Source organism: Psychroserpens sp. BH13MA-6 (genome assembly GCF_052983595.1).
This window is the reverse complement of sequence record NZ_JBRJGE010000001.1, coordinates 445655-471032: the sequence shown is the minus strand read 5'-3', so window position 1 is coordinate 471032 and position 25378 is coordinate 445655. Positions and strand designations below refer to the sequence as shown.

At 37.1% G+C, this 25378-nt stretch carries 13 protein-coding genes; 8 read left to right on the top strand and 5 right to left on the bottom strand.

The features are described from left to right. Nucleotides 1–56 precede the first annotated feature (56 nt). The 5 genes from ACU8DI_RS01995 to ACU8DI_RS01975 all read right to left on the bottom strand — a co-directional run bounded on the left by ACU8DI_RS01995 (nt 57) and on the right by ACU8DI_RS01975 (nt 10518). Nucleotides 57–2984, bottom strand: coding sequence for an alpha-amylase family glycosyl hydrolase (locus ACU8DI_RS01995; protein ID WP_447111058.1), 2928 nt, complete (start codon nt 2982–2984; stop codon nt 57–59). A 64-nt stretch (nt 2985–3048) separates the two neighbouring features. Then, the gene (locus ACU8DI_RS01990; protein WP_447111057.1) at nt 3049–4848 is read right to left on the bottom strand and encodes a SusE domain-containing protein; all 1800 of its coding nucleotides are present in this window, start codon (nt 4846–4848) and stop codon (nt 3049–3051) included. 11 nt (nt 4849–4859) lie between these two features. Then, nucleotides 4860–5996, bottom strand: coding sequence for a SusE domain-containing protein (locus tag ACU8DI_RS01985; protein WP_447111056.1), 1137 nt, complete (start codon nt 5994–5996; stop codon nt 4860–4862). Between the two features lie 13 nt (nt 5997–6009). After that, nucleotides 6010–7608, bottom strand: coding sequence for a RagB/SusD family nutrient uptake outer membrane protein (locus ACU8DI_RS01980; protein ID WP_447111055.1), 1599 nt, complete (start codon nt 7606–7608; stop codon nt 6010–6012). 6 nt (nt 7609–7614) lie between these two features. Then, nucleotides 7615–10518, bottom strand: coding sequence for a SusC/RagA family TonB-linked outer membrane protein (locus ACU8DI_RS01975; protein WP_447111054.1), 2904 nt, complete (start codon nt 10516–10518; stop codon nt 7615–7617). Between the two features lie 318 nt (nt 10519–10836). On the opposite strand from ACU8DI_RS01975, the gene ACU8DI_RS01970 reads away from it, so the two are divergent. The 8 genes from ACU8DI_RS01970 (at nt 10837) to ACU8DI_RS01935 (ending at nt 25378) form a co-directional block, all read left to right on the top strand. Beyond that, complete coding sequence (locus ACU8DI_RS01970; RefSeq protein ID WP_447111053.1) at nt 10837–11892, top strand: LacI family DNA-binding transcriptional regulator; 1056 nt, start codon at nt 10837–10839, stop codon at nt 11890–11892. A 126-nt stretch (nt 11893–12018) separates the two neighbouring features. Continuing rightward, nucleotides 12019–13557 carry an MFS transporter gene (locus ACU8DI_RS01965; RefSeq protein ID WP_447111052.1) on the top strand — a complete coding sequence of 513 codons (1539 nt, stop codon included), beginning with the start codon at nt 12019–12021 and terminating at the stop codon, nt 13555–13557. Then, nucleotides 13550–14248: a beta-phosphoglucomutase gene (pgmB, locus tag ACU8DI_RS01960; protein WP_447111051.1), complete on the top strand. Its 699-nt coding sequence runs from the start codon at nt 13550–13552 to the stop codon at nt 14246–14248. Before ACU8DI_RS01965 ends, pgmB begins: the two co-directional genes overlap by 8 nt. 10 nt (nt 14249–14258) lie before the next feature. Next, nucleotides 14259–16565, top strand: coding sequence for a glycoside hydrolase family 65 protein (locus ACU8DI_RS01955; RefSeq protein WP_447111050.1), 2307 nt, complete (start codon nt 14259–14261; stop codon nt 16563–16565). A 30-nt stretch (nt 16566–16595) separates the two neighbouring features. Then, the gene (locus ACU8DI_RS01950) at nt 16596–18548 is read left to right on the top strand and encodes a glycoside hydrolase family 13 protein (RefSeq protein WP_447111049.1); all 1953 of its coding nucleotides are present in this window, start codon (nt 16596–16598) and stop codon (nt 18546–18548) included. A gap of 31 nt (nt 18549–18579) precedes the next feature. Further along, nucleotides 18580–22065, top strand: a complete 3486-nt coding sequence (locus ACU8DI_RS01945; RefSeq protein WP_447111048.1) for a TIM-barrel domain-containing protein — start codon at nt 18580–18582, stop codon at nt 22063–22065. A gap of 5 nt (nt 22066–22070) precedes the next feature. After that, nucleotides 22071–23957: an alpha-amylase family glycosyl hydrolase gene (locus ACU8DI_RS01940; RefSeq protein WP_447111047.1), complete on the top strand. Its 1887-nt coding sequence runs from the start codon at nt 22071–22073 to the stop codon at nt 23955–23957. Further along, a complete protein-coding gene (locus tag ACU8DI_RS01935; protein ID WP_447111046.1) occupies nt 23954–25378 on the top strand; it encodes an alpha-amylase family glycosyl hydrolase in 1425 nt (474 codons plus the stop codon). Before ACU8DI_RS01940 ends, ACU8DI_RS01935 begins: the two co-directional genes overlap by 4 nt.

The following is a 25378-nucleotide window of genomic DNA, read 5'->3' as shown; positions in this document are numbered from 1 at the left end:
GCTTCCCAATTTCTTGGGAAGCTTTTAGGCTAATTCAAATCACTAATTAATCTATATTAAAGTTTAATAAGCTTCGTAGTTAATGTTTGACCATTAAGATTTTCGATTTTTACCAGATACATACTCTGTGGTAAATTGGAAATATCATAACTATCAGTTTGCGTAAAATCCCCTTCAAAGGACTTCACTAATTTTCCAGTAATATCGTAAATCTGTAAACTAGTAAGTGCTTTGTTCGTTTTGAACATCGTGTTTACAGGATTTGGATAGATACTGAAACTGTTGTTGATTTCAAAGTCATCTGTACTTAAGGTCGATGGCTGATTACCAAAAATTCTGAATTGTCCAGGTGCAATGGTAATACTTGCAGCACTATAGGTTGTGTTCCCAGTTTCATCCATAAGATCAAACCAGTTTCCAGCAATTGGGAAATTAGTACTCACAGTTCTCGGAACAACATCAAAATTCGCTAAAACAATCACGTTTCTTAATTCCGTAGTTGGAATAGACGTGTCGAAAATATCAATTCTAGGAATTAAGTTACCAGACGTTAAAGTATAATCACCTTCGAAAACGGGCTCATTAATTTTAAGATCAATCAATCTTGCCCAGTCATTATAAATCTGACTACGGTTACTGTCACCCAACCAGTTCTCATTCCATTGCGGTTGTGGTTTTGTATCCAGCTTGCAATCACCATCACTTCCTCCAGGTTCATTAACAACACCATTATTACATGTAAAAATGGAATTGTCCATACCTAAAGCTCCAAAATGCCAGATCATTTTCGGACCCGGAACTGTAATCGTCATCGCTCCTAAAGCAGACATTCTTGATAAGGCTGTATTTAGATCACGAACATTATGCGATCCATTAGAGTCATTTCCAAAAGTTACATTCCGGTACATCAGGCGTTCTTCATCATGACTTTCAGCATATCCAATAACTCGAGGGCCGTTAAATTGTGCACGAGATTTGTGACCAATAGCATTGATGTTGTTGTTGGAATTATAACCCATGGTCAATTGGTTGTATTGATTGTTCATTATGCCCCACATCATAACGCCTTTGCCTTCATTAAGGCGATAGTTCGCCCATTCCTTTTCTTCATTTTCCTGACCCAAATGTTCAAAAATCACGTAGTGATCTGGATCTAATGACCAGGAGTAATCTGCATACGTTTTCAGGATATCAACACGATCTTGGTTATAACCGTTTGTACAACCTTCATTATTTTCACAGTTTTGAGTAAATCCTTTGGTTAAATCCCAACGGAAACCATCAATTTTAAATTCAGTAATCCAGTGTTTAATCACGCGTTTCACATAATCATTAACAATTGGATTTGTAGTATCGTTAGTGCTAGCATTAGGATCATTAGGTTCCTCTTCTGTATGGCTGAAATCTGAACCAACACTATAACTGTGCTGTGCCACTTGATTGAAATAAGGATTTTCTATGCTAGGTCCTCCCCAGCCATCACCATCAGGATCATCCATCCACATTCTTACCATTGGATTTCTGCCAAAGGCATGGTTTAAGGCAACGTCCAAGATAACAGCAATGCCATTTTGATGACAAACATCAACCAGTTCTTTAAATTTTTCTTCAGTACCGTAGAATTTGTCTAACGCTAAATGAAATGACGTATTGTATCCCCAACTTTCATTGCCTTCAAATTCCATGACAGGCATCAGTTCAATGGCATTAACATTGAGATTTTTAAAATAATCGATTTTGTCGATTAGATCTTGAAAATTACGGTCGGCATCGAAATCGCGAACTAATACTTCATAAACAATAAGATCTTCCTCCTTTGGTTTATTGAAGTTAGGAACTTGCCAATTATAAGCTGTTTGCCCTGTTTGTAATACCGTCACTTCTCGTTCTTGACCAGCAGGATAGGCTGGAAGGTTAGGATAAGTACTGGCAGGAATAAAAGGGTCATCAAACGGAGACAAAACCAAGGTGGAGTAAGGGTCAGCAGTTTTTACCAAAGTTGGAGAATTGGCAATTGGTGTGGTGTCAAAGACCCAGTATTGATAGGTTTCGATTTGACCAGCGGATAGGCCAGTGATTTCTAACCAATATTTACCTGTTGAAGGGTCACGCTTCATGACATCAGCATTTGATGGCATATAATTATTGAAACTTCCAGCAACCTGTACAAAGTCTTTTTTAGGTGCATTGAGTACGAGCGTCGCTTTTGTTAGATCAGCACCATAGTTGATGCCATCTTCAAGTCCGGCTGGCATTGCCTGTTCTACAACTGTAGGAGCTACAATCACTTCAAAAGTGGCTTCTCCAACTTCTGTTGATCCAGGAGGTGTACCAACAAATTTAACAGTACCGCTTTCTGTGATGTTGTTTATGGTTGAATTACATGCTGGAAACCCACAAGAACCAGAAGTTATTGATACGTCGTTATAGAATATTTCAAAAGAACCTTGAACCGTCGTCGAACCTTGAAAGACAATAGTTGCGCTCACAGCGAGATTGTCACCAGAATTCACCACCACTAGATCCTGGGTCGGTTGCAAGATGTTAATTTGTACACTTCCTATCGGAAAAATAAAATCATTACATCCATTGTCTTTAAGTTCTTGAGTACCATCAGCATTTCTAAATACCATACCTATCTGAGTGGCATTATCAGCCTGCATTGGCGTCAAACCATAATAGGTTTCAGGCGTGATGGTTATGCTATAAGTTCCATCACCATTACTGGTCATTTCTCCAACGCCGTCATCTTGACCCCAATTCCCAATAACACTAAAACCAAATGCGTTAGCGTTATCTCCAATACCAGAATGCATATAAACTTTAGCAGGATTGTTAAGACCGTTACAATTTGAGTCGGTACTATTAATATCAACAGTAATTGTTACTGGTTGATCTACTTCAATGGCTCCAACGTCAAGACTCACTTGAGCATAGCCTATAGTGCTTAGAAGTAAAGAAAATAAGAATAAAATTTTTTTCATAGTCAATATTTTGTTAAAAAAAAGGCCATGTAAATTACATAGCCTTTTTATTGTATTTTATAATTTATTCTACAGTAATCGTTAGATTTCCTGTGTCTACAGTTACAGTATATGTGCCTGGTGTACCATTGAAGAAGAAGTTACTATCTCCATCCATGGCATTTGTCAGGTCACTATCAATAGTATAACCGTCGGCTTCGTAAGTTGGGTAATTGATACCAGTTCCCCAATCACTATTCACTGTAAAGAATCTAAAGGCGTCATTTGTTAAAGCAACAGATCCTGAATAGACACCTGCTCCTGTACAAGGTAATGCCACTGGAGAATCCCATGACCATCCAGCATCTACCACACCAGCACCTACTAACCACAGTTGTTCAAAATCACACTGTAATTGTTCAGGACCTAAGGTAATTGTTTTATTGATATCATCTACCGTTAAGAAATAAGTACCTGGTGTTCCATTAAAGAAGAAGTTACTGTCGCCATCCATGGCATTCGTAAAGTTAGAATCTATGGTATATCCATTTCCTTCATACGTTGGATAGTTTGTTCCACTTCCCCAATCACTATTTACAGAGAAGAATCTAAACGCATCATTAGTCAACGCGACATTTCCTGAATAGGTTCCATTTCCTGTACATGGAAGTGCAACTGGTGTATCCCATGACCATCCAGCGTCCACGATACCAGCACCAACTAACCACAATTGATCGAAGTTACAGTTTGGACCTACGACTGGTGGGCCTAATGTAATGGTTTTAGCCGCTGTATCTATTTCTATGAAATATTCTCCAGGTGTGCCTACGAATTGGAAATTACTATCACCATCCATCGCATTTGCGAGGTTAGAGTCAATTGTATAACCTACGGCCTCATAGTAAGGGTAGTTGAGACCCGAGCCCCAATCATTATTCACTGTAAAAAATCTGAAGGCATCATTAATTAAATTAATATTACCAGAGTATTTAGTTCCTTGTAATGGCAATTCAATAGGATTGTCCCAAGACCAACCAGCATCAACGGCACCCGCTCCAACGACATATAAAATTGGTGCTAATTCTACACTGTAAGGCGTTACAGCAATCGTTACAGGATCTGAAAAACGTTCCATGTTACCACCATCCATTTCAATAGTCGCCTTGATTCTAAAGTCCAAACTTCCAACCTCCTCGGCTGTTAGTCCTGAATTCAAGACAACCTCATTGAATGCTTCATGCGTATATGATACTGACGTACCATCAGCGCTTTCCGAAACTGGACTATCAAATCCTGCACTTGTTTCAGTAAATTGTACTTCATAAATGACATCTACAGAGCTATTTTCTCCAAAATCTGGGTCTTCCCAAGAAATAGCAATAGCTTCATCATTAGGCGTTGTTTCCATTAATACTAATGAGAACGTACTATCCGGACTAAGAACAACAGGTGGTGCTTCGGAATACGAAGAAACGCTAAAGCTTACACTGTTAGAAATTTCTGAACCGCTCACAACTCTCATAAAAACTGCAAAAGGTTCAAAGGCATCTCCTCCTGCGTTTAAGACAGTATTATTAAATTCAGCAACAGTCATTGTAAATCTATCTGTTGTAGAAGATCCAATCACCATTGGACTTTCAAATAACGGATCTGGTGAGAGTTCAACCATATATCCAGTACTTCCAGATGTTATCTCATCATTCCAAACAATAGTGAAAGCCTCATTGTCAGGAAAATTATAATTTAAGTTAATATTGGAAATTGCCGGCTCCAACAACGTAAGTGCTGGATCTGGCTGAGTAAGTTCAATACTTTCTTCTGTTTCACATGCCACAAATACTAAGAAAAAGCTCAGTATTAAAGCACTAATTTTATTAATTTTCATAGTTTTTATTTTTATAAGTTTAGTGGAATCATGATATATTCCCCTGTCAAGTCATTAAACCAGACTTCGTAATCATCTTGTACAACTACTGGTATACTTGTGGTACCTTCCGCAGCAACTCCAGAGAAACTTGTAGATCCGCCCCAGCTTGCACCAGTGTTTGTGAGGAACTGTACATCTCCTGGTTGAAGGTTGACACTATTGATATACCAAATGTGAGAATCGAAAGACAATTGCGTCATAGCGGTATCTGATGCCACGCCAGAACCTTGTAAGGTCATTCCAGTAAAACTTGTCGCACCTGATGCATCGAAACTTTCAATGCTATATGTGTTTGATGAGAAGTTCACTGTAAAGGTATAGTAACCGTCAGCTGTGACTCCAAATCGTCCTGGATCACTATCTTGAGTTCCTGGATTACCTGCAATACCACCAGAGGATTCGATAGGATCACTTCCATCTGGATAAGTGGTTCCCCATTGCGGTTGCCATTGTCCTCTAACTTCTAAAAGTTTGAAACGACCATCGCCATCACCACCACCACCTTTGGTAAAGAAACCAGTGTATTTGTAAAGATTGCCATTTTCTCCATCTCTAAAAAGAGGAGGATTGTTGTTATTATTATTCCAATCTGCGGAAGTTCCGTTGCCTACCAAATAAAAATCCTCATAAGGATAATTGAAATATGGTTCTACCTCAAAACTAATTGTATTAGAACTAACTGGAAGTCCATTCTGAGTACCGATAGAACTTTCTACCTTAGCGTACATCGTGCTTAAGGTAAATGGAGGTAAACCTGCATTACCAGCAGCAGCATTTAATTCGTTAACGGATAATGTCACTGCGGTAGTACCTGTTATCGAAGTTGCGGTTACTGGATTTGTAAAATCTGCATCTGATGCCAATATTAAGGCATAGTTTTCAGAAGCAGGTTGACCATAATCAGCTTCATTCCAATTGAATGTCGCAGCTGGATTACCAGGATTACTGGCATCCAATACGATTGTCGTAATAGATAATTCCGACAAGGTAATTGGTTGTGTTTCTGTGACTGTAAATACAGAAGTGTCATCTTCACAAGAATTCATGAAGAGCCCTAATGAAAGTACAGTGAGCAGAAGAACTTTTATTTTAAATATTTTTTTCATTGTGTTGTATATTTTAGTATCCTGGATTTTGAGTAAGGTTTGGATTAGAGGACATACTTAGATTAGGGATTGGATATAAATTAAAGTGAGCAGGAATTGCGATTCCATTACTTCCATTACCTTTCCATGCCCAGTTATAATTTCCTCCAGTAAATAAACCGTAACGGATTAAATCTTGTCTTCTATGTGCTTCCCAATGTAATTCTCTTGATCTTTCATCTAATATGAAAGGTAAGGTCAAATCATCACTCGAAATCAAATTGGGATTATTTGCTCTAATTCTCAAGTCATTGATTAAATCTACTGCTGTTGATAGCATACCGCCTCCACCTCTTAAGTGTGCTTCTGCGTACATTAAGTGTACATCGGCCAATCTAAATAATGGGAAATCAGTATCAACAAACGTAAGATCTACTCCAGGAGTTCCATTAGAACTTACATTAGAATACTTTTGGATAATAAACCCAGTATCTCTATCTGCGATATCTGTAATTCCAATAGGTCTGTTTGCAGAGATAATGGTATTTCTATCATCATCAATGAAGTTACCACCTTGCCATAATTCGGCGAATTCTCTACGCACTCTTAGTGCGCCTCCCCAGCCACCGTCGGTAACGCCAACTTCTGTTCCATTCACTTCAATACTTCCTACAGAACCATTAATCATAACGGTTGTTGGACCAAAATTTTGTGTTGTAAATCCATCAGAAACGATTGGGAAAATAATTTCATCGGCTGCAGAATTCGTATTGTTATCTGCCATAAAATTATGTAAGTAATCGGTTGCTAAGCTATAGCCAGAATTCAATAATTGTTCACAGTAATTGATACAATCTGCATATCTGTTTTCTCCAATATATACTTCAGCATTTAAATAGATTTTCGCTAAAATCATATAGGCGACACCACGATCTGCACGACCATATTCGTTTTGACCAGCAGGTACTAAATCAGATTCAATAGCTAAAAGTTCACTTTCAATGAATTCAAAAAGCTCAGGACGATTTGCCACTGGCAATACTGTATTTACAGGATCTGCTTCCGTTCCGAAGTTAGCTTTGCCGAATAAATCCATCATATAATAATAAGATAGTGCTCTTAATAAACGTGCTTCTGCTCTGTACGTCACAATTTGTTGACGTGTTTGCTCGGAAACATTTCTACTGTCTAATTTCTCTGGAGTAGTTTCTCTTAAGAAATTATTAGCAAAAGCTATCGTTAAATGTGTTCTACTATACATACCCAAAATCAATGGGTTTTGAGCAGTCCAAATGTTTCTTTGGATTTCTCTTGTACCTGGGTCATTTTCGTAGGACCAAATCATCTGATCAGCAGACAATGTTTGCATGTATAACAATACACGACCAAACTGACTTGTACCTGCATCAATACCTTCGATGTTTGAAGTACCTGCACCATCTGTTCCTGTTAGAGCTAAGTTGGCATAAACACCAGCTATTACTCGTCTGTAAGCGCTTTCGTCTTCAAAAAGCTCTTCACCTAATAAAGTGTCATCGTCATTGGGTGTGATATTCAAATCCTCTGTACATGACAGGAATGTGAAAATCATTAATAATGAAAGGACACTAATGTTTTTAATTCTTTTTTTCATAGTCTTTTAAAATTTGATATTAGCACCAATTAATATATTGCGAGGTCTAGGATAGATGGTATTGTCGATTCCTCCAAATACCTCTGGATCTAAACCACTATATTCTGTTAAAATAAATACGTTTTGAACACCTGCCCATAATCTGACTGATTTGACGTATCGCGATAAATCCTTGAACGTATATCCTAATGTAATATTATCCATTTTTAAGAAGGATGCATTTTCAACATATACGTCAGAGATGATGACATCTGAAGTTCTTTGGAAATTCGTATCCATTACAGACGTTGGAATATTCGCCAAAACAGAATTGTCTAAAAGCAATTCATATTGTGCTCGCGATGAATTAGCGTTATTGTACACATAGTTACCTAAGTTCGCTCTCAAGTTGAACGCAAAATCGAAGTTCTTGTATTCAAAGTTCGATTGAAATCCTAAAATAACATCAGCATCAGGATCTGCTTTTAAATAACGGTCTTCGTCATTGATGATATTATCACCATTCAAGTCTGCGTAAGCTCCTTCAATAAAGTTACCTTGTTGATCTCTCAATTGTTTAAAAACGTAGAAGGAGTTAGGCGCTTCACCTTCTCTAAATAATTGAATGAAGTTACCAGTACCTCCAGCAATACCACCAGTGGTCACATCTTGGCCAAATGCCAATTCAGTAATTTCTCTATCTAGAAAAGTTGCATTGAAATTAAAGTTCCAGCTCATGTCATCTTTTTTAATGACATCCACATTGGTCGTAAATTCGATACCTTGAATTCTTAAATTACCAATGTTTTGAACGATGCTATTAGAAAAGTTACTTCCATCAGGAACAGGTGCGTTAAATAATAGGTCTTCAGAATCTTTCTGGAAGACGTTTAAACTACCTGAAATACGGTTATCAAATAAACCATAATCTAGCCCAATTTCCAACGTTTTTGTTTCCTCCCATTTTAAATCTGGATTAATTTCAGAAGGTATTACCGACTGCACAACACCATTTCCAAATTGGTATTGGGAGTTTTCATTTCCAGATCTGTAACGACTCAAAAATAAATCGCGTTCACCAATTTCTTGTTGCCCAGTAATACCGTAACCAACTCTTAATTTTAAATTAGAAATGGTTTCAGAATCTTTTAAGAAGTCCTCCTCACTAATTTGCCAAGCCAAGGCTCCTGAATAGAAATCGCCCCAGCGATTGTTCTCAGCGAATCGTGATGTTCCATCACGTCTATAAGTTCCCGTTACTAAGTATTTATCGAAAAACGTCAGGTTAGCCCTACCGAAAAATCCGATTAAAACAACATCAGGATCAGCAAATGTATCACCGACACTTAAAGGATCAAATCGGTTACCACTGAAGAAACCTTCATTGGTAAAACGTTGATAAGAGTAACCAGCGGTTAAGTCGGTGTCTACATCACCAAATTCTTTTTTGTAATTCAAAAATCCATCTAGGGATTGGTTTTTTCTTATCTGATAACTTACTGAGTTATTAGCAGAAATATCATCATTGGTAGCAAAAACAGAACTATTATCGGTCCATCCTTTGGTTTGATCATACCCTAAATTCACAACAAACTTCATTTCAGGTAGAAAGTGAAATTTATAATCAAAATTCACATTTCCAAAGAAACGGTCAGAATTACCGTAATTATTCGTTAGTAATAAATTAGCAACAGGGTTGGTCGTTCCGTTCAAGAGCACATCACCATTTCTGTGTTGGTAAAATCCATTAAAAGGCGATGTTGGATCGTACACAGGATGTGTTGGATCATATCGCTGAGCGGCACTTATTTGCCCTTGATCTGCAAAGCGGTTATCTTCAAAAGCTAAATTAGCATTCACATTAATTTTTAAGTGGTTGTCTAATAAGCTAGGGTTTAATGCTAAAGAGAGGTTACGTCTGTTAAATTCAGATGTTAATAAGGCACCTTCTTGTTTGGTGACACCAAAGGAAAGACGTGCAGGTAATGCCTGAAACAGAGAACCTCTTAAAGTAACATTGTGTAAAGCTGAAACGGTTTCTCTAAATATTTCATCTTGCCAATCTGTACTAGCTTCACCTAATAAATCTGTATTTAACGTAGAACCGTTGATAGGTTGTGAATTCACCAACTCTCTAAATTCGTCTGCAGAAAATACATCTATCTGATCTGCAATTTGACCAAACGTAAATTGTACATCATAATCGGCACTAAATTTTGATTTACCTTTTTTAGTGACAATGATGATCACACCGTTAGAGGCTCTCGATCCATATATCGCTGTCGCAGAAGCATCTTTTAAGACAGTAAAAGACTCAATATCGTTAGGGTTGATACTCGCCAAAATTCCACGAGAACCACCAACGCCATCATTAGTAATTGGCAATCCGTCAATAACGATTAATGGGTTGTTCGAGGCGTTTATGGAAGACCCTCCTCTAATTCTAATTTCTGAACCAGATCCTGGAGCACCACTAGTATTTACCGTAACACCAGCAACTCGTCCTTGTAAAAGGTTTTCTGGAGTTACAATATTACCTTTAGTGAAATCCTCAGACGTTACAGACTCGATGGAACCTGTGGCATCTTTTTTAGTCGTCGTACCATAACCTATGAGGACGACCTCATCTAATTGTCCAGCATCTTCAGTCAATGAGACATTAAGAGGCGTTTGACCTTCAAAGGTCACTTCTTTTGTTGCGTATCCTAAATATGAAAATACCAGGACGTCTCCCTGATTTGCCGTTATGGAATAATTTCCATCAAAATCAGTTGATGCTCCTGTTGTAGTTCCTTTCACAAGAATGTTGACTCCAGGAAGCGGTAATGCGTTAGCTTCATCTGTTACAGTACCTGTGACTTTGGTTTGTCCAAAAAATACAGCAGGCATTAAAAAAGTTAGTAACAATAAGCCATTTAAAAATGTCTTCATAAAATATTTTTAAAGTTAGTTGCTTTAGTTAATTTGATTATATTTTCACTTCTGGTGTTAAATCTATGTAAAATTTGGGTATATCCTTGGTTAACTCATTTTATTTGAGTTGCGAAAACGTTTTCGTGTTAAAAACTTTTTTTATTTTAACAGTAATGCTCCTAAAAACACTTAAAATTATTGAATTTATAAAAATACCATGCAATTATTGATATCTTCGGAATTTTAAAATATGCAATTTTACGAAAAGATACAAATTATTTATCTTAAATTAGATGTTTTTAGTCTAGTTGATAGTTCCCATCACAAACCCTAATAATGAAAAGAAAAATTACCCTTAAACAAATAGCGAAAGAATTAGACGTATCCATCTCCACGGTGTCAAAAGCGCTGAGAAATAGTGTTGAAATTAGTGAGGATACACGACAAAAAGTACAGGCCTTTGCCAAATTGTATAATTATAGACCGAACAATATTGCACTCAGCTTGAAAAATCGCAAAACGAAAACTATCGGGATTATTATCCCAGAGATTGTTCACTATTTTTTTTCAACGGTCATTATGGGCATCGAATTGGTTGCGAATAAACGAGGTTATAATGTTATCGTTGGACTCTCCAATGAATCTTTTGATAAGGAAGTCATCAATATGCAAATGTTAGCGAATGGCAGTATTGATGGGTTTATTTTATCCATTGCGAAAGAAACGTTGCAACAACAAGATTATCATCATTTTATGGAAACTATAAATCAAGGGATGCCTATCGTGATGTTCGATCGCGTTGTCAATGAAATTCCGTGTGATAAAGTAATTGTTGATGACGTTGAAGGAGCTAAAAAGGCGGTCGATAAATTAATTCAAACGGGTTGTAAAAACATAGCAATCATTACTACAAAGGACTATGTTAGTGTGGGGAAACTTAGAACTCAAGGGTATTTGGAAGCCTTAGAAGATCATAAAATGCATCCAAAAGCCTCATTGATTTTAAAGATTGAGGACAAATTGTTGTCTGATGAACATTTGGATAAATTAGAACTTGAAATCGAACAATTGTTTAAAACTAACAAGCATATCGATGGTATTTTTGCCGTGAACGAACTTTATGCTGTAACTGCAATTAAGGTGGCTAGAAAAATGGGATTGGAAATTCCCAAGTCTTTGCAGGTAGTTAGTTTTACAGATGGTGTGTTGTCTAAACATGCTACGCCGAGCTTAACAACCGTCAGTCAACATGGTCAAGAAATTGGGGAAAGAGCGGCCGATTTATTGATTGATAGATTGGAGTTGGAAGAAACAGATGAAGAAGTTGAAGAGATATATGAAACGGTTGTCATAGAGACCAATCTCATTGAAAGAGAATCTACCAAATCGTAAATTTAACATAGATTAAATAAAACTTTGTTATCTTTGTGCACATTCAAAACTTATATTTTCACTTCTACAATTAGGTTTTGATAAGTATTTATCGCTTGTCAATAGTATTAACCAATACATACTATTATGAAAAAGCGCACGCTAGGTTTCTGGGAAATTTGGAACATGAGTTTCGGTTTTTTGGGAATTCAAATGGGTTTTGCCCTTCAAAATGCCAATGTTAGTCGAATTTTTCAAACCTTAGGAGCTGAGGTCGAAGATATCCCAATTTTATGGGTGGCCGCACCACTTACAGGTTTGATTGTACAACCAATTATTGGATATTTTAGTGACCGTACGTGGCACCCAAAACTTGGTCGGCGACGACCATATTTTCTCGTTGGAGCTATTTTAGCCTCTTTTGCATTATTCATTATGCCGAATTCTCCAGTACTGTGGTTCGCCGCAGGAATGCTGTGGATTATGGACGCTTCAATTAACGTGTCCATGGAGCCTTTTAGAGCTTTTGTTGGAGATAATTTACCCGAGCATCAGCGTACTAAAGGATTTGCAATGCAGAGTTTTTTCATAGGTATAGGAGCGTATGTAGCTTCAAAACTCCCAAAGATTTTAACCCATTTTGGTGTTGCAAATACGGCACCCGAAGGAATCATTCCAGATTCTGTTAAGTATTCTTTTTACATTGGAGGTGCTGCATTTTTATTGGCAGTACTTTGGACCGTCATTCGTTCTAAGGAATATACGCCTGAAGAAATGAAGGTGTTTGAAGAACAAGAAGCTGAAAATCAAGAATTCGTGAAGGAGGAACGACCAGAATCGTGGTTTATGGCAAACGGAAAATCTCATGTGGTTAAAGGCCTCATTACTTTGATTTTTGGTCTTGTGGCGACTTATGGAGTCTATCATTTTAATCTGAAAAAAGATTTATACGTCTTAACACTTGGGCTGATAACTTTAGGAGGAATGGTGCTTATAATTTCAGGAATGATGCAACAAGCTAAGAATTATAACAATGGTTTTGTAACCATTGTGAACGATTTTCAGTTTATGCCAAAAGTCATGAAACAACTAGCTTGGGTGCAATTTTTCTCTTGGTTCGCCTTATTTTCTATGTGGATTTACACAACAAGTGCGGTCACAGAGCATATTTACAAAGCGACAGATGCTACCTCCGAAGCTTATAATCTTGGAGCCAATCAAGTAGGTGAGATGTTTGCCAATTATAACATTATTGCAGCAGCTGTAGCCTTTTTGTTGCCATTATTGGCGAAGAAAACCAGTCGAAAATTTACCCATTTCCTCGCGTTAGTAGCTGGTGGATTGGGACTTATGTCTATCTATTTTATTTCAAATCCTACCACATTTACCATAGAATGGTTGCCAATGATTGGTGTTGGTATCGCCTGGGCAAGTATTCTTTCCGTGCCTTATGCGATGCTATCTGGTGCTTTACCTGCATCTAAAATGGGGTACTATATGGGCGTCTTTAACTTTTTTATAGTGATCCCTCAATTAGTAGCAGCATCTATATTAGGGTTTTTAGTATCAAAATATTTCGATAATCAACCTGTTTATGCACTTCTTGTGGGTGGCGGATCTATGATATTAGCAGGAATATTATCATTAACAGTAAACGATAAAGCAGCAATTGAAATCAATGAATAAAAAGGGATTCATATTTGACTTAGACGGTGTCATTGTCGATACCGCTAAATATCATTTTTTAGCTTGGAAAAAATTGGCCAATAGTATTGGTATTGACTTTTCTGAAGCGCAGAATGAACAACTAAAAGGTGTGAGTAGAAAACGCTCTTTAGAAAAAATATTAAACTGGGGAAATAAATCCTTGTCTGAAGGCGAATTTACAAGATTGATGGGATTAAAGAACGATGATTATCTGAGTCATATCAATCAAATGGATACCTCTGAAATATTACCAAATGTCGCTCAAACCCTAGATTTTTTAAAAGAAAATAATCAAGCCGTCGCTTTAGGTTCAGCCAGTAAAAATGCCGTACCTATATTGAAGAAAGTAGATTTATTGGAACAATTTGAAGCTATTGTTGATGGTAATGACGTATCAAAAGCAAAGCCTGATCCTGAAGTCTTTTTAATTGGAGCCAAACTTCTAAATAAAGACCCAGAGGACTGCATCGTTTTTGAAGACTCTGTTGCTGGGATTAAAGCAGCTAATACTGCCAATATGATTTCTATTGGCATCGGTCAAATAGAGGTATTACACGAAGCGGATTATGTGTTTACAGATTTTACGGAAATGTCTCAAGATTTTCTTAAAGGGCTTATTTCTGGTAAAAACAAAAAACAAACCAAACGAAATTTATCAATCGACAACTGATTTTAAAAGAATGAATAAAAATTATATACAACCAAATAATTGGTCAATCATAGAGGAAGGATTTAACCCAGAACATGTTAAGTCCTCAGAGAGTTTAATGAGTATTGGAAATGGTGCCATGGGTCAACGTGCCAATTTTGAAGAGCACTATTCAGGTGAGACGTTTCAAGGTAGTTATGTTGCTGGTGTCTATTATCCCGACAAAACAAGAGTAGGATGGTGGAAAAACGGTTACCCAGAATACTTTGCAAAGGTGCTTAATGCGCCTAATTGGATTGGGATCAATGTTATAGTAAATGGCGAGTTATTAGATTTGGCCAAGTGCACTGATGTTTCCAATTTCAGAAGAGAACTCCATATGAAAGAAGGTTGGCTGTCTCGAAGTTTTACAGCAACACTTCAAAATGGTTTGGAAATCGCGGTCGCAACGAAACGGTTTTTAAGCTTAGATATTGATGAGGTTGGAGCTATAGATTACCAAATAACTCCTTTAAACGAAGCGGCTCAAATTGAATTTACGCCTTATTTAGATAATGGTATTACTAATGAAGACTCGAACTGGGACGACAAGTTTTGGGATGTGTTGAGTGTGAGCCATGATGGCGATCAAGCATACATCGTTTCAAAAACAATGAAAACGCATTTTCACGTTTGTACTCATATGCAAACCGAATTGCGTTTAAACGGTACACCACTGCCACAAGAGAAAACTGTAAAAGTCACGGAGAATAAAATTGCGTTTAATTACCAAAAGCAAGTAGCGAAAGGCGATACAATCAGTCTTATAAAATATGGCGGTTATGTATCAGACAGAAACCACGATAAAGACCATTTGATTGAGGCGTCCAAAAACGTTTTAAATAAAGTGTCAGAACTTGGTTATGAAGCCTTATTGGACATGCAAAAAACAGCATGGGCGAAAATATGGGATATGGCCGATATCACCATTGAAGGTGACGTGGCTGCACAGCAAGGTATTCGTTTCAATATTTTTCAGCTGAATCAAACCTACCTTGGTAAAGATGCACGATTAAATATAGGGCCTAAAGGATTCACAGGAGAGAAATATGGCGGAAGTACCTATTGGGATACAGAAGCTTATTGTATACCATTTTATATGGCTACTAAAGATCAAAATGTGGCTAAAAGTTTATTGGAATATCGTTACAACCATTTAGGAAAGGCGATTGAGAATGCCGAAAAACTTGGATTCTCAAATGGAGCAGCCTTGTATCCAATGGTAACTATGAACGGTGAGGAATGTCATAATGAATGGGAAATCACCTTTGAAGAAATTCATCGTAACGGAGCGATTGCTTATGCGATATTTAATTATCATCGTTTTACAGGTGATTTCAGTTATATTCCAGAAAAAGGCCTTGAAGTTTTGATAGGGATTGCTAGATTTTGGCATCAAAGAGCCACCTTTTCTGAAGCGAAAAATAAGTATGTGATTCTTGGTGTCACAGGACCGAATGAATACGAAAATAACGTTAACAATAACTGGTACACTAATTACATCGCTAAATGGTGCATTGAGTATACCTTGGAAACCATTGGTAAGGTTGAAACTGAATATGGCTCAGACCATACCAGAATCATGAATAAAACAAAATTGTCAAAAGCCGAAATGTCTGATTGGCAAAAAGTTGCTGAGGGGATGTACTTTCCTTATTCCGAAGACAAAGACATCTATTTACAGCAGGATGGCTTCCTAGATAAGGAACTTATTACTGTAGCAGATTTACCAAAGTCGGAGCGCCCAATCAACCAAAAATGGTCATGGGATCGCATCTTGCGTTCTCCTTATATTAAACAAGCAGATACACTTCAAGGATTCTATTTCTTTGAAGATCATTTTACAAAGGAAGAATTAGAGCGCCATTTTGATTTTTATGAACCTTTTACAGTCCACGAAAGCTCGTTGTCACCTTGCGTACACAGTATTCAAGCAGCAAAATTAGATCGCATGGAGCAAGCTTATGCCTTTTACTTAAGGACCTCAAGATTAGATTTGGATGACTATAATAAAGAAGTGGAGGAAGGTCTGCATATTACGTCAATGGCTGGTACTTGGATGAGTATTGTTGAAGGATTTGGGGGCATGCGCATTAAGAATAATACCTTGTCATTTGTGCCAAAAATCCCGAAAGAATGGGATGGGTATTCATTTAAAATTAACTTCAGAAATCAAATTTTAAAAATCAAGGTAACTAAGGATCAGACCAATTTTGCGTTAGAGGGAACGACGGATTTAGAAATTTTAGTGAATGGAAAGCCTGTGACTATTTCTCCAAATAATTTGGTAACCGTGTAAATCATTATGGACACATTTAATAGGTATAATATGAAAAAAATCAAATATGTAATTTTCTCATGTTTCATACTTTTAGGTGTGTCGTGTCAGGAGAAAACTACCGGAGAAAATTCAGTTAAACAAGCAGAAAAAACATTGGTAGATGTTCACGAAATTGACCGTATTGAACCACCTAATTGGTGGGTTGGTTTCGAGAATCATAGCTTACAATTGCTCGTAAAGCATGAGAACATTGCGGACTTTAGTCCGTCTATTTCCTATGAAGGGATTTCAATTGAGAAGGTTAACAAAGGGAATAATAGTAACAATTATCTGTTTGTAGACCTTCTGATAGATGAAAACACAGTGCCAGGATCATTCAATATCACTTTTAAAAATGATAAAGGAGAAGAACTGGTTGATGTTTATGAATTAAAAGCACGTCAAAAATCTGCAGAAGCTTATGTCGGTTTTGATAGCTCAGATGCCATTTACCTCATAACTCCGGATCGATTTGCTAATGCCAATCCAGCAAATGATTCTTTTAATAATCTTAGAGAAAAAAAAGTAGATCGCTCAAATGATTATGCAAGACATGGTGGTGATATTCAAGGGATCACTAATCATATTGATTATATATCAGACTTAGGTTTTACAGCTGTTTGGCCACAACCTCTTTTAACAAATGATATGAAAAGTGGGTCGTACCATGGGTACGCTATTACCGATTTATATGAATTGGATCCGCGCTTTGGCACGATGGAAGACTACCTTTCCTTATCAGAAAACCTTAAGAAAAAGGATATGAAATTGATTATGGATCAAGTGGCGAATCATTGTGGTTTAGAACATTGGTGGATGAAAGATTTGCCTTTTAAAGATTGGGTAAACTATCAAGAAAACTATGAAAAGAACATAGACCAATGGAATTGGGAAACTAATATTAATTCTAATCACAGACGCACAACTAATCAAGATATCTATGCATCAAAGATTGATAAAGATGGTCACTCCCGAGGATGGTTTGTATCTACTATGCCAGATTTGAATCAACGTAATCCATTTATGGCTACCTATCTTATCCAAAATAGCATTTGGTGGATTGAAACGGCTCAATTAGATGGTATCCGCCAAGATACTTACCCATATCCAGATAAGGATTTTATGAGTGATTGGGCAGGTGCTATTATGATGGAGTACCCAAATTTTAGCATTGTAGGTGAAGAGTGGAGTTATAACCCTTTGCTTATAGGATATTGGCAAGATGGTGCCAACAACAGAGATGGTTATGATTCTAATTTAAAATCTCCAATGGACTTTGCCATGCAAGCTAAAGTCGTGGAAGCGATGAATGAAGAAGAATCATGGGACAGAGGTTTGGTCAAAATTTATGAAGGACTGGCTAACGATTTTCATTATGCGAGTCCAAAAGACATCATGGTATTTCCTGGAAACCATGATATGAGTCGTATCTTGACGCAATTAAAAGGTGATATCACCAACACTAAAATGGCGCTAGCAACTTATGCGACCATGCCGAGAATTCTGCAGATGTATTACGGGACGGAAATTCTTATGAATGACTTTGATAAACCCGGTGATCACGGATTGATCAGAACAGATTATCCAGGTGGATGGCAAGGAGATACTGTGAATGCTTTTAATGGCGAAGGATTGACCCAAGAACAAAAGGAAATGCAATCTTTTGTTAAGAGTTTGCTCAATTATAGAAAGCAAAGCGAAGCGATTCATGAAGGAAAAACGGTGCATTTTGCACCTTTTATGGGCACTTATTTTTTGTTTAGAACGCTTGGTGATGAAACCGTTGTATTGATCCTTAATAAAAATGAAAAACCTTTAACTATAGATTTGAAGCGCTATGATGAAATGGGCTTGAAAGGAAAATCGCTTAGAAACATTCTTACAAACGATCAAATGATTTGGCAAGATAGTTTAGAGTTAAATGAAAAAGGATGCCTCATGTTAACCACAAAATTGCAATAATTCTGTTAGCCGATACAAGGCATTGAACATTATGAAACAACTTCTTTACTTATTTTTTCTAGCACTTCTGCAAACAGGTTATTCTCAAGTAACAATTCTTGTTGAAGAGGTGCCGGAACAAACCCCTGAAAATGCCAGCATTTTTATTTCAGGAGATTTTGAAGGTTGGTCTGGTGGTCAAAAAGAATATCAACTCGAGCATATAGACGGTCGATATAGTATTACCCTTCCACAAATAGAAGGGCGTATTAACTTTAAGTTTACTCAAGGATCTTGGCGTACGGTAGAGTGTGATAAAAAAGGACTGAGTCTTGATAATAGAACCTATACTTTTGATAAGATTAACGATACTTTAAAAGTAAAAATTGCAGCTTGGGATCATTTATTTGATTTAGAAAAAGTCTCTACAGCATCTAAACAAGTCTCTGTTTTATCCGAAACATTTGAAATGCCACAGCTAAATCGTAAGCGTCGTGTTTGGATATATCTCCCAGCTGATTATAATGTTTCTGATACATCTTATCCAGTGGTTTATATGCACGATGGTCAGAATATTTTTGACAACCGCACCTCTTATTCTGGAGAATGGCATGTGGATGAGACTTTAGATAAATTATATAGGGAAAAGAATCTTAAGCTCATTGTCGTTGCAGTTGATAATGGAGGTGATAAAAGATTAGATGAATACTCGCCTTGGAGAAATGCTAATTACGGTGGCGGTGAAGGTGACGCGTATTTGGATTTTTTGGTCCATACCTTAAAACCATATATAGACGCGAATTACAAAACCTTAAAGGATAAAAGTAACACGGCTATCATTGGAAGTTCAATGGGTGGATTAATTTCACATTATGCAGCATTAAAATACCCAAAGGTTTTTGGTAAAATTGGGGTCTATTCACCCGCATTTTGGTTTGCTCCCGAAATTACTAGTTATACGAAGGCACATGCCAATATCTCAGATACTAAAATGTATTTTTTAGCTGGTGGAAGAGAAGGTGGCAATACAGGGTTTGATGAAATAAGTCAGACGGAAAAGGATATGAATAGCATGATAGCTGTTCTAAAAGACGCAGGTTTTCCAATTGAAAATATGGCTTCAAAAGTAGTTCCCGATGGAGAACATAATGAGGCTCTTTGGAGTTCTAATTTTGAAGAGACCATCACATGGCTTTTTAAGGATTCCATCAAAAAGAGATCTTTCAAAGACGCTCTATATCAAGATAACATTCTTAAGATTCAAGTGAATGATGGTCATTATAGGATTCGACTAATAACGACAGATATTGTGGAAACATCTTTCATTCCACAAGGCGAAGTGTATAATGAGGTTTCACATGCTGTTATTTTAGATCAAAGTAAAATTAGTGGCGATTACAAAGAAACCGATGCTTATGTGAGTCTTAAATCTGACGGGATTACTGTAAAAATTCAAAAAGAGCCATTTCAAATCACCTACACTTATCAAGGTGCCACTATTATTTCTGAGAAAAACGGCTGTCAAAAAAACGACGATTACGAAAGCATTCAATTTAATTTAACTCAAGATGAACGGCTCTATGGTGCAGGTGCCAGAGCTTTAGATATGAACCGTAGAGGTCATCGTTTAGAACTTTACAACAAAGCGCACTACGGTTACGAAACCGAATCTGAATTAATGAATTTCACTTTACCAATTGTAGTATCATCAAAACAATACATGTTGCATTTTGACAATGCTCCAATTGGCTTTTTGGATTTAGATAGTCGTGGTGATAATACCTTAGCGTATGAGACCATATCTGGTAGAAAAACCTATCAAATAATTGCGGGAGACTCTTGGTATGATATGTTAGATAATTACACCGATTTAACTGGGAAGCAACCAATGTTACCAAGATGGGCATTGGGTAACTTTTCCAGCCGCTTTGGTTATCATTCGCAGGAAGAAACCTTAAAAACAATAGAAAAATTTAGGGAAGAACAAATTCCAGTAGACGGTATTATTTTAGATTTATATTGGTTTGGTAAAGAGGTTAAAGGTACCATGGGTAACCTTGCCTTTGACCGTGATTCTTTTCCAAATCCTAAACAGATGATAAAGGATTTAGACGCTAAAAATGTGGAGACGATACTCATTACAGAACCCTTCATATTAACCACATCTAACCGTTGGCAAGAAGCCGTCAACAAGGATATATTAGCTAAAGATTCTATTGGGAATCCCTTCACTTATGATTTTTATTTTGGAAACACGGGACTTATAGATATTTATAGTCAAAAGGGTAGAACGTGGTTTAAAACTATTTATAAGGAATTATCTGATTTGGGTGTTGATGGATTTTGGGGTGATTTAGGAGAGCCTGAAGTTCATCCATCCGATCTGATTCATGCCACTGGTACTGCGGATGAGGTGCATAATATTTATGGGCACGAATGGGCCAAATTGGTTTACGAGTCAAGTCTTGAAGCCAACCCAAATAGACGACCGTTTTTACTGATGCGCGCAGGTTACTCTGGGTCTCAACGCTACGGAATGGTACCATGGTCTGGTGATGTTAATCGGACTTGGGGCGGACTTCAAAGTCAACCCAAAATAGCCTTACAAATGGGCATGCAAGGTATGGCTTATATGCACAGTGATCTGGGAGGTTTTGCAGGAGCAAATTTGGATGATGAATTGTATGTTCGGTGGTTGCAGTATGGTGTTTTTCAACCTATATTTCGTCCACATGCCCAAGAGGATGTTGCCAGCGAACCCATTTTTAGAAGCGATAAAGCGAAAGCCTTAGCAAAGGAAGCGATTGCATTACGCTACAAACTTTTGCCTTATAATTATCACTTAATGTTTGAGAACAATCAGAAAGGAATCCCTTTAATGCGACCTCTGTTTTTCGATGAAACGAACAATCCCGAGTTATACGAGTATTCTGAAGCTTACCTCTGGGGAGCAGATATTTTAGTAGCTCCTATTTTGGAGTCAGAACAACAATCGAAAGCAGTTTATTTACCGAAGACTTCTAATTGGTTCGATTTTTACACAGAAGCGATGTTTGAAGGTGGTCAAACCATATCGGTGTCCACCAAGGCTAATTCCATACCAACTTTTGTGAGAGGTGGTAGTTTTATACCCATGACGTCATTGCAGCAGTCTACTAAATCCTATTTCGGGAGAGCACTGAAATTACATTACTTTTTAGATCCAGATGTCCATAAAAGTTCTCGTCAGCTTTATAATGATAACGGCAATTTATATCAAGCATATGAATCTGAGAGTTATGAATTATTAACGTTTAAAGCCCAGAATACAGGACGGTTTTTAGAATTTCAATTTGACGCTGAAATAGGCGCTAATTTTGAAGCAGTTCAAAAAAATATCGAACTTGTAATTCATAATCTTAGTAGTGAAGTGAAATGGTTAAAAGTCAACGGTGTTAAAACCAAATTCGTTACAGATAAAAACACCAAAAAAGTGGTATTTCCAATAAGCTGGAATCCTTCAGAAGACATAGATATTAAACTAAAATTAAAAAGATAATCCCAATGAAACTTTGTAAACAAGTCCTATTACTCATTACTCTATTCTGTTACATGGGATGTAAAACTGACAAAAAAACTGTGCAAGCACCAAAACAAACTACTCCAGAACTCAAGAAAAAACAAGTCGTTTATCAAGTATTTACCCGTTTATTTGGAAACTCGAACACTACAAATAAACCATGGGGAACTATCGAGGAAAATGGTGTCGGTAAGTTTAATGATTTTACAGATAAGGCTCTACAAGAAATTAAAGAATTGGGTGTAACCCATATTTGGTATACAGGTGTTCCTCATCATGATGTGATCACGGATTATTCAAATTTTGGCATTTCAAATGATGATCCTGATATTGTTAAGGGACGTGCTGGTTCACCTTATGCTGTAAAAGATTATTACAATGTGAATCCAGATTTAGCTGTCAATGTAGACCAGCGCTTAGCAGAATTTGAAGCACTCATACAGCGATCTCACAAGGCTGGATTAAAAGTTATTATTGATATTGTGCCTAATCACGTTGCAAGAAATTATCAGAGCTTAACCAATCCTGAAGGCACTACTGATTTTGGTGCTGAAGATGATAAGAGTGTTACCTATCATGTGAACAATAACTTTTATTACAATCCTGATGAGGCATTTCAAGTACCTCAATGGCGTGATGGCTATGAACCTTTAGGAGGTAATCATCATCCTTTAGCCGATGGTAATTTTAAAGAAGTGCCAGCCAAATGGACAGGAAATGGTTCGCGTGCGTCTCAACCAGACATGAACGATTGGTATGAAACTGTAAAGGTCAATTATGGTGTTTCACCCGAAGGGCATAAGGATTTTGCAGAATTACCCGATGGCTACGAAGATCAAGATTATACCACTCATTTTGAGTTTTGGCAAGACAAGGATATTCCTAGTTCTTGGAGGAAATTTAAAGATATAGCACTTTATTGGACAAACAAAGGCGTGGATGGGTTTCGATATGATATGGCTGAAATGGTACCAGTTGAATTTTGGAGCTACATGAATTCGCATATTAAGATGGAGAATCCAGACGCTTTCCTTTTGGCCGAAGTCTATAATCCAAGTTTATATAGAGATTATATAAAGAAAGGTAAAATGGATTATCTCTATGATAAAGTACAGCTTTATGATACCATCAAACATGTGATGCAAGGTCACGGAAAAACTGATCATATTCCTCAAATCCAACAGGATTTAAAGGATATTGAGCATCACATGCTCCATTTCCTCGAAAATCACGATGAACAGCGAATTTCGAGTCCTGAGTTTGCAGGTGATGCACTTAAAGGAAAACCTGCCATGGTGGTTTCAACAACGATCAGTACCTCACCAACAATGATTTATTTCGGTCAAGAGTTAGGAGAAGATGGTTCTGAAGATGCTGGTTTTGGTAAACCTAGTCGAACTTCTATTTTCGACTATATCGGAGTACCAAGTGTGCAGCGCTGGGTAAATGACAAGCAGTTTGATGGAGGGCAATCGACCCCTGAAGAATTGGCATTGCGAGATTTTTACAAACGACTGCTCAATTTTTCCATAGAAAGTACTGCCTTAGCTGGTGCTTATGAGGATATTCATCAGTATAACAGAGAAAACTCCCAAAACTACACGGATAAATTGCTGTCTTTTGCACGATGGAGTGAAGAGGAGCAATTGATTGTGGTCTCTAATTTTGATGCTGAAAACGCCCATAAATTTGAATTGAAATTACCACAGTCCATCATTCAAAAATGGGAATTGGCAGACGGAAGTTATCCGCTTTCTGATCAATTATATGATACTTATAAAACAGAATTGACCGTTAATGATGGCCGAGGATTTATTACTATTGATATAGCGCCTTTGCAATCTTTTATTCTAAAAAAGAAACAATTATGAAAAACCTTATACTTACATGCTTGGCTCTAACCTTCATTATGTCGTGCAACTCCGACAAAAAAGATGTGAAAAAAAGTGTTGATGCAGATAATGTGACCAAAGACACTTTTACACCAATTTCTCAAAATGATATGGAATCTGCTGTTATTTATGAGGCCAATATTCGTCAATATTCACCTGAAGGCACTTTTGATGAATTCACTAAAGACATTCCGAAATTAAAATCTTTAGGTGTAAAAATTATTTGGTTAATGCCTGTATTCCCTATTTCAGAAACTAAACGAAAGGCTACTGGTGGTCCCGACAGTAAATTTGCATCGGATTTCCCAGAAGGTGAGCGCGAAAAGTATTTAGGAAGTTATTATGCTGTTACTGATTTTACAAAAATTAATCCTGAGTTTGGAACTAAAGAGGATTTTAGGGAATTAGTAAAAACTGCTCATGACAATGACATTTATATCATTTTGGACTGGGTGCCTAATCATACTGGATGGGATCATGAATGGTTAAAGAATCATCCGGAATATTATACGCAAAATGAAGTGGGCGAGATTATACATCCAGCAGGAACAGATTGGACAGATGTAGCCGATTTGAATTATGACAATCAAGAGATGCGTCATGAAATGATAGAGGATATGAACTATTGGATTACTCAAGAAGGGGTAGATGGATTTAGATGTGATGTTGCTGGCTCTGTTCCTATTGATTTTTGGAAGACAGCTATCTCCAGTTTGAGAAGCAATAAAGAGGTGTTTATGCTGGCAGAAGCATGGGAGCCGGAGTTATTGAAAGACGATTTATTTGATATGGCCTACGCTTGGGATGGCCATCACTTAATGAATGGCTTAGCCAAAGGAGAGAAAACCTTAGCTGATTTTAAAACTTATGTTGAAAAGGTAACTAACGATTACGATTCCGATGATATTTTGATGAATTTTATTACAAATCACGATGAAAATTCTTGGAGTGGCACGATAAAAGAACGAATGGGAAATAAAAAGGAACTATTAACAGCCTTAGAATACATGATGCCGGGAATGCCTCTAATTTATAGTGGACAAGAATATGATTTGGATCACCGATTAAAGTTTTTTGAGAAAGATTCAATTCCAAAAAACAAAGGTCCTTATTTTGAGTTTTTGAAAGCCTTAGGAAAGCTAAAAACGTCGAATCCAGCAATGCATGGAGGTAAACAAGCAGCGAGATTTGAGATATTAAAGGCTGAAGACGACCTTTTGATGTTTGAACGTAGCAAAGATGGGCAATCCATAGTATTTGTTGCTAATTTTTCAGATAATCAACATATGGCCTCTCTTGATAAAGGGCAGTATCTGGACTACATATCTGACGAAAAACTAGTCTTAAATGATGAACCTATTACCTTAGAGCCTTGGTCCTTTAAAATTTTAATCAAATAA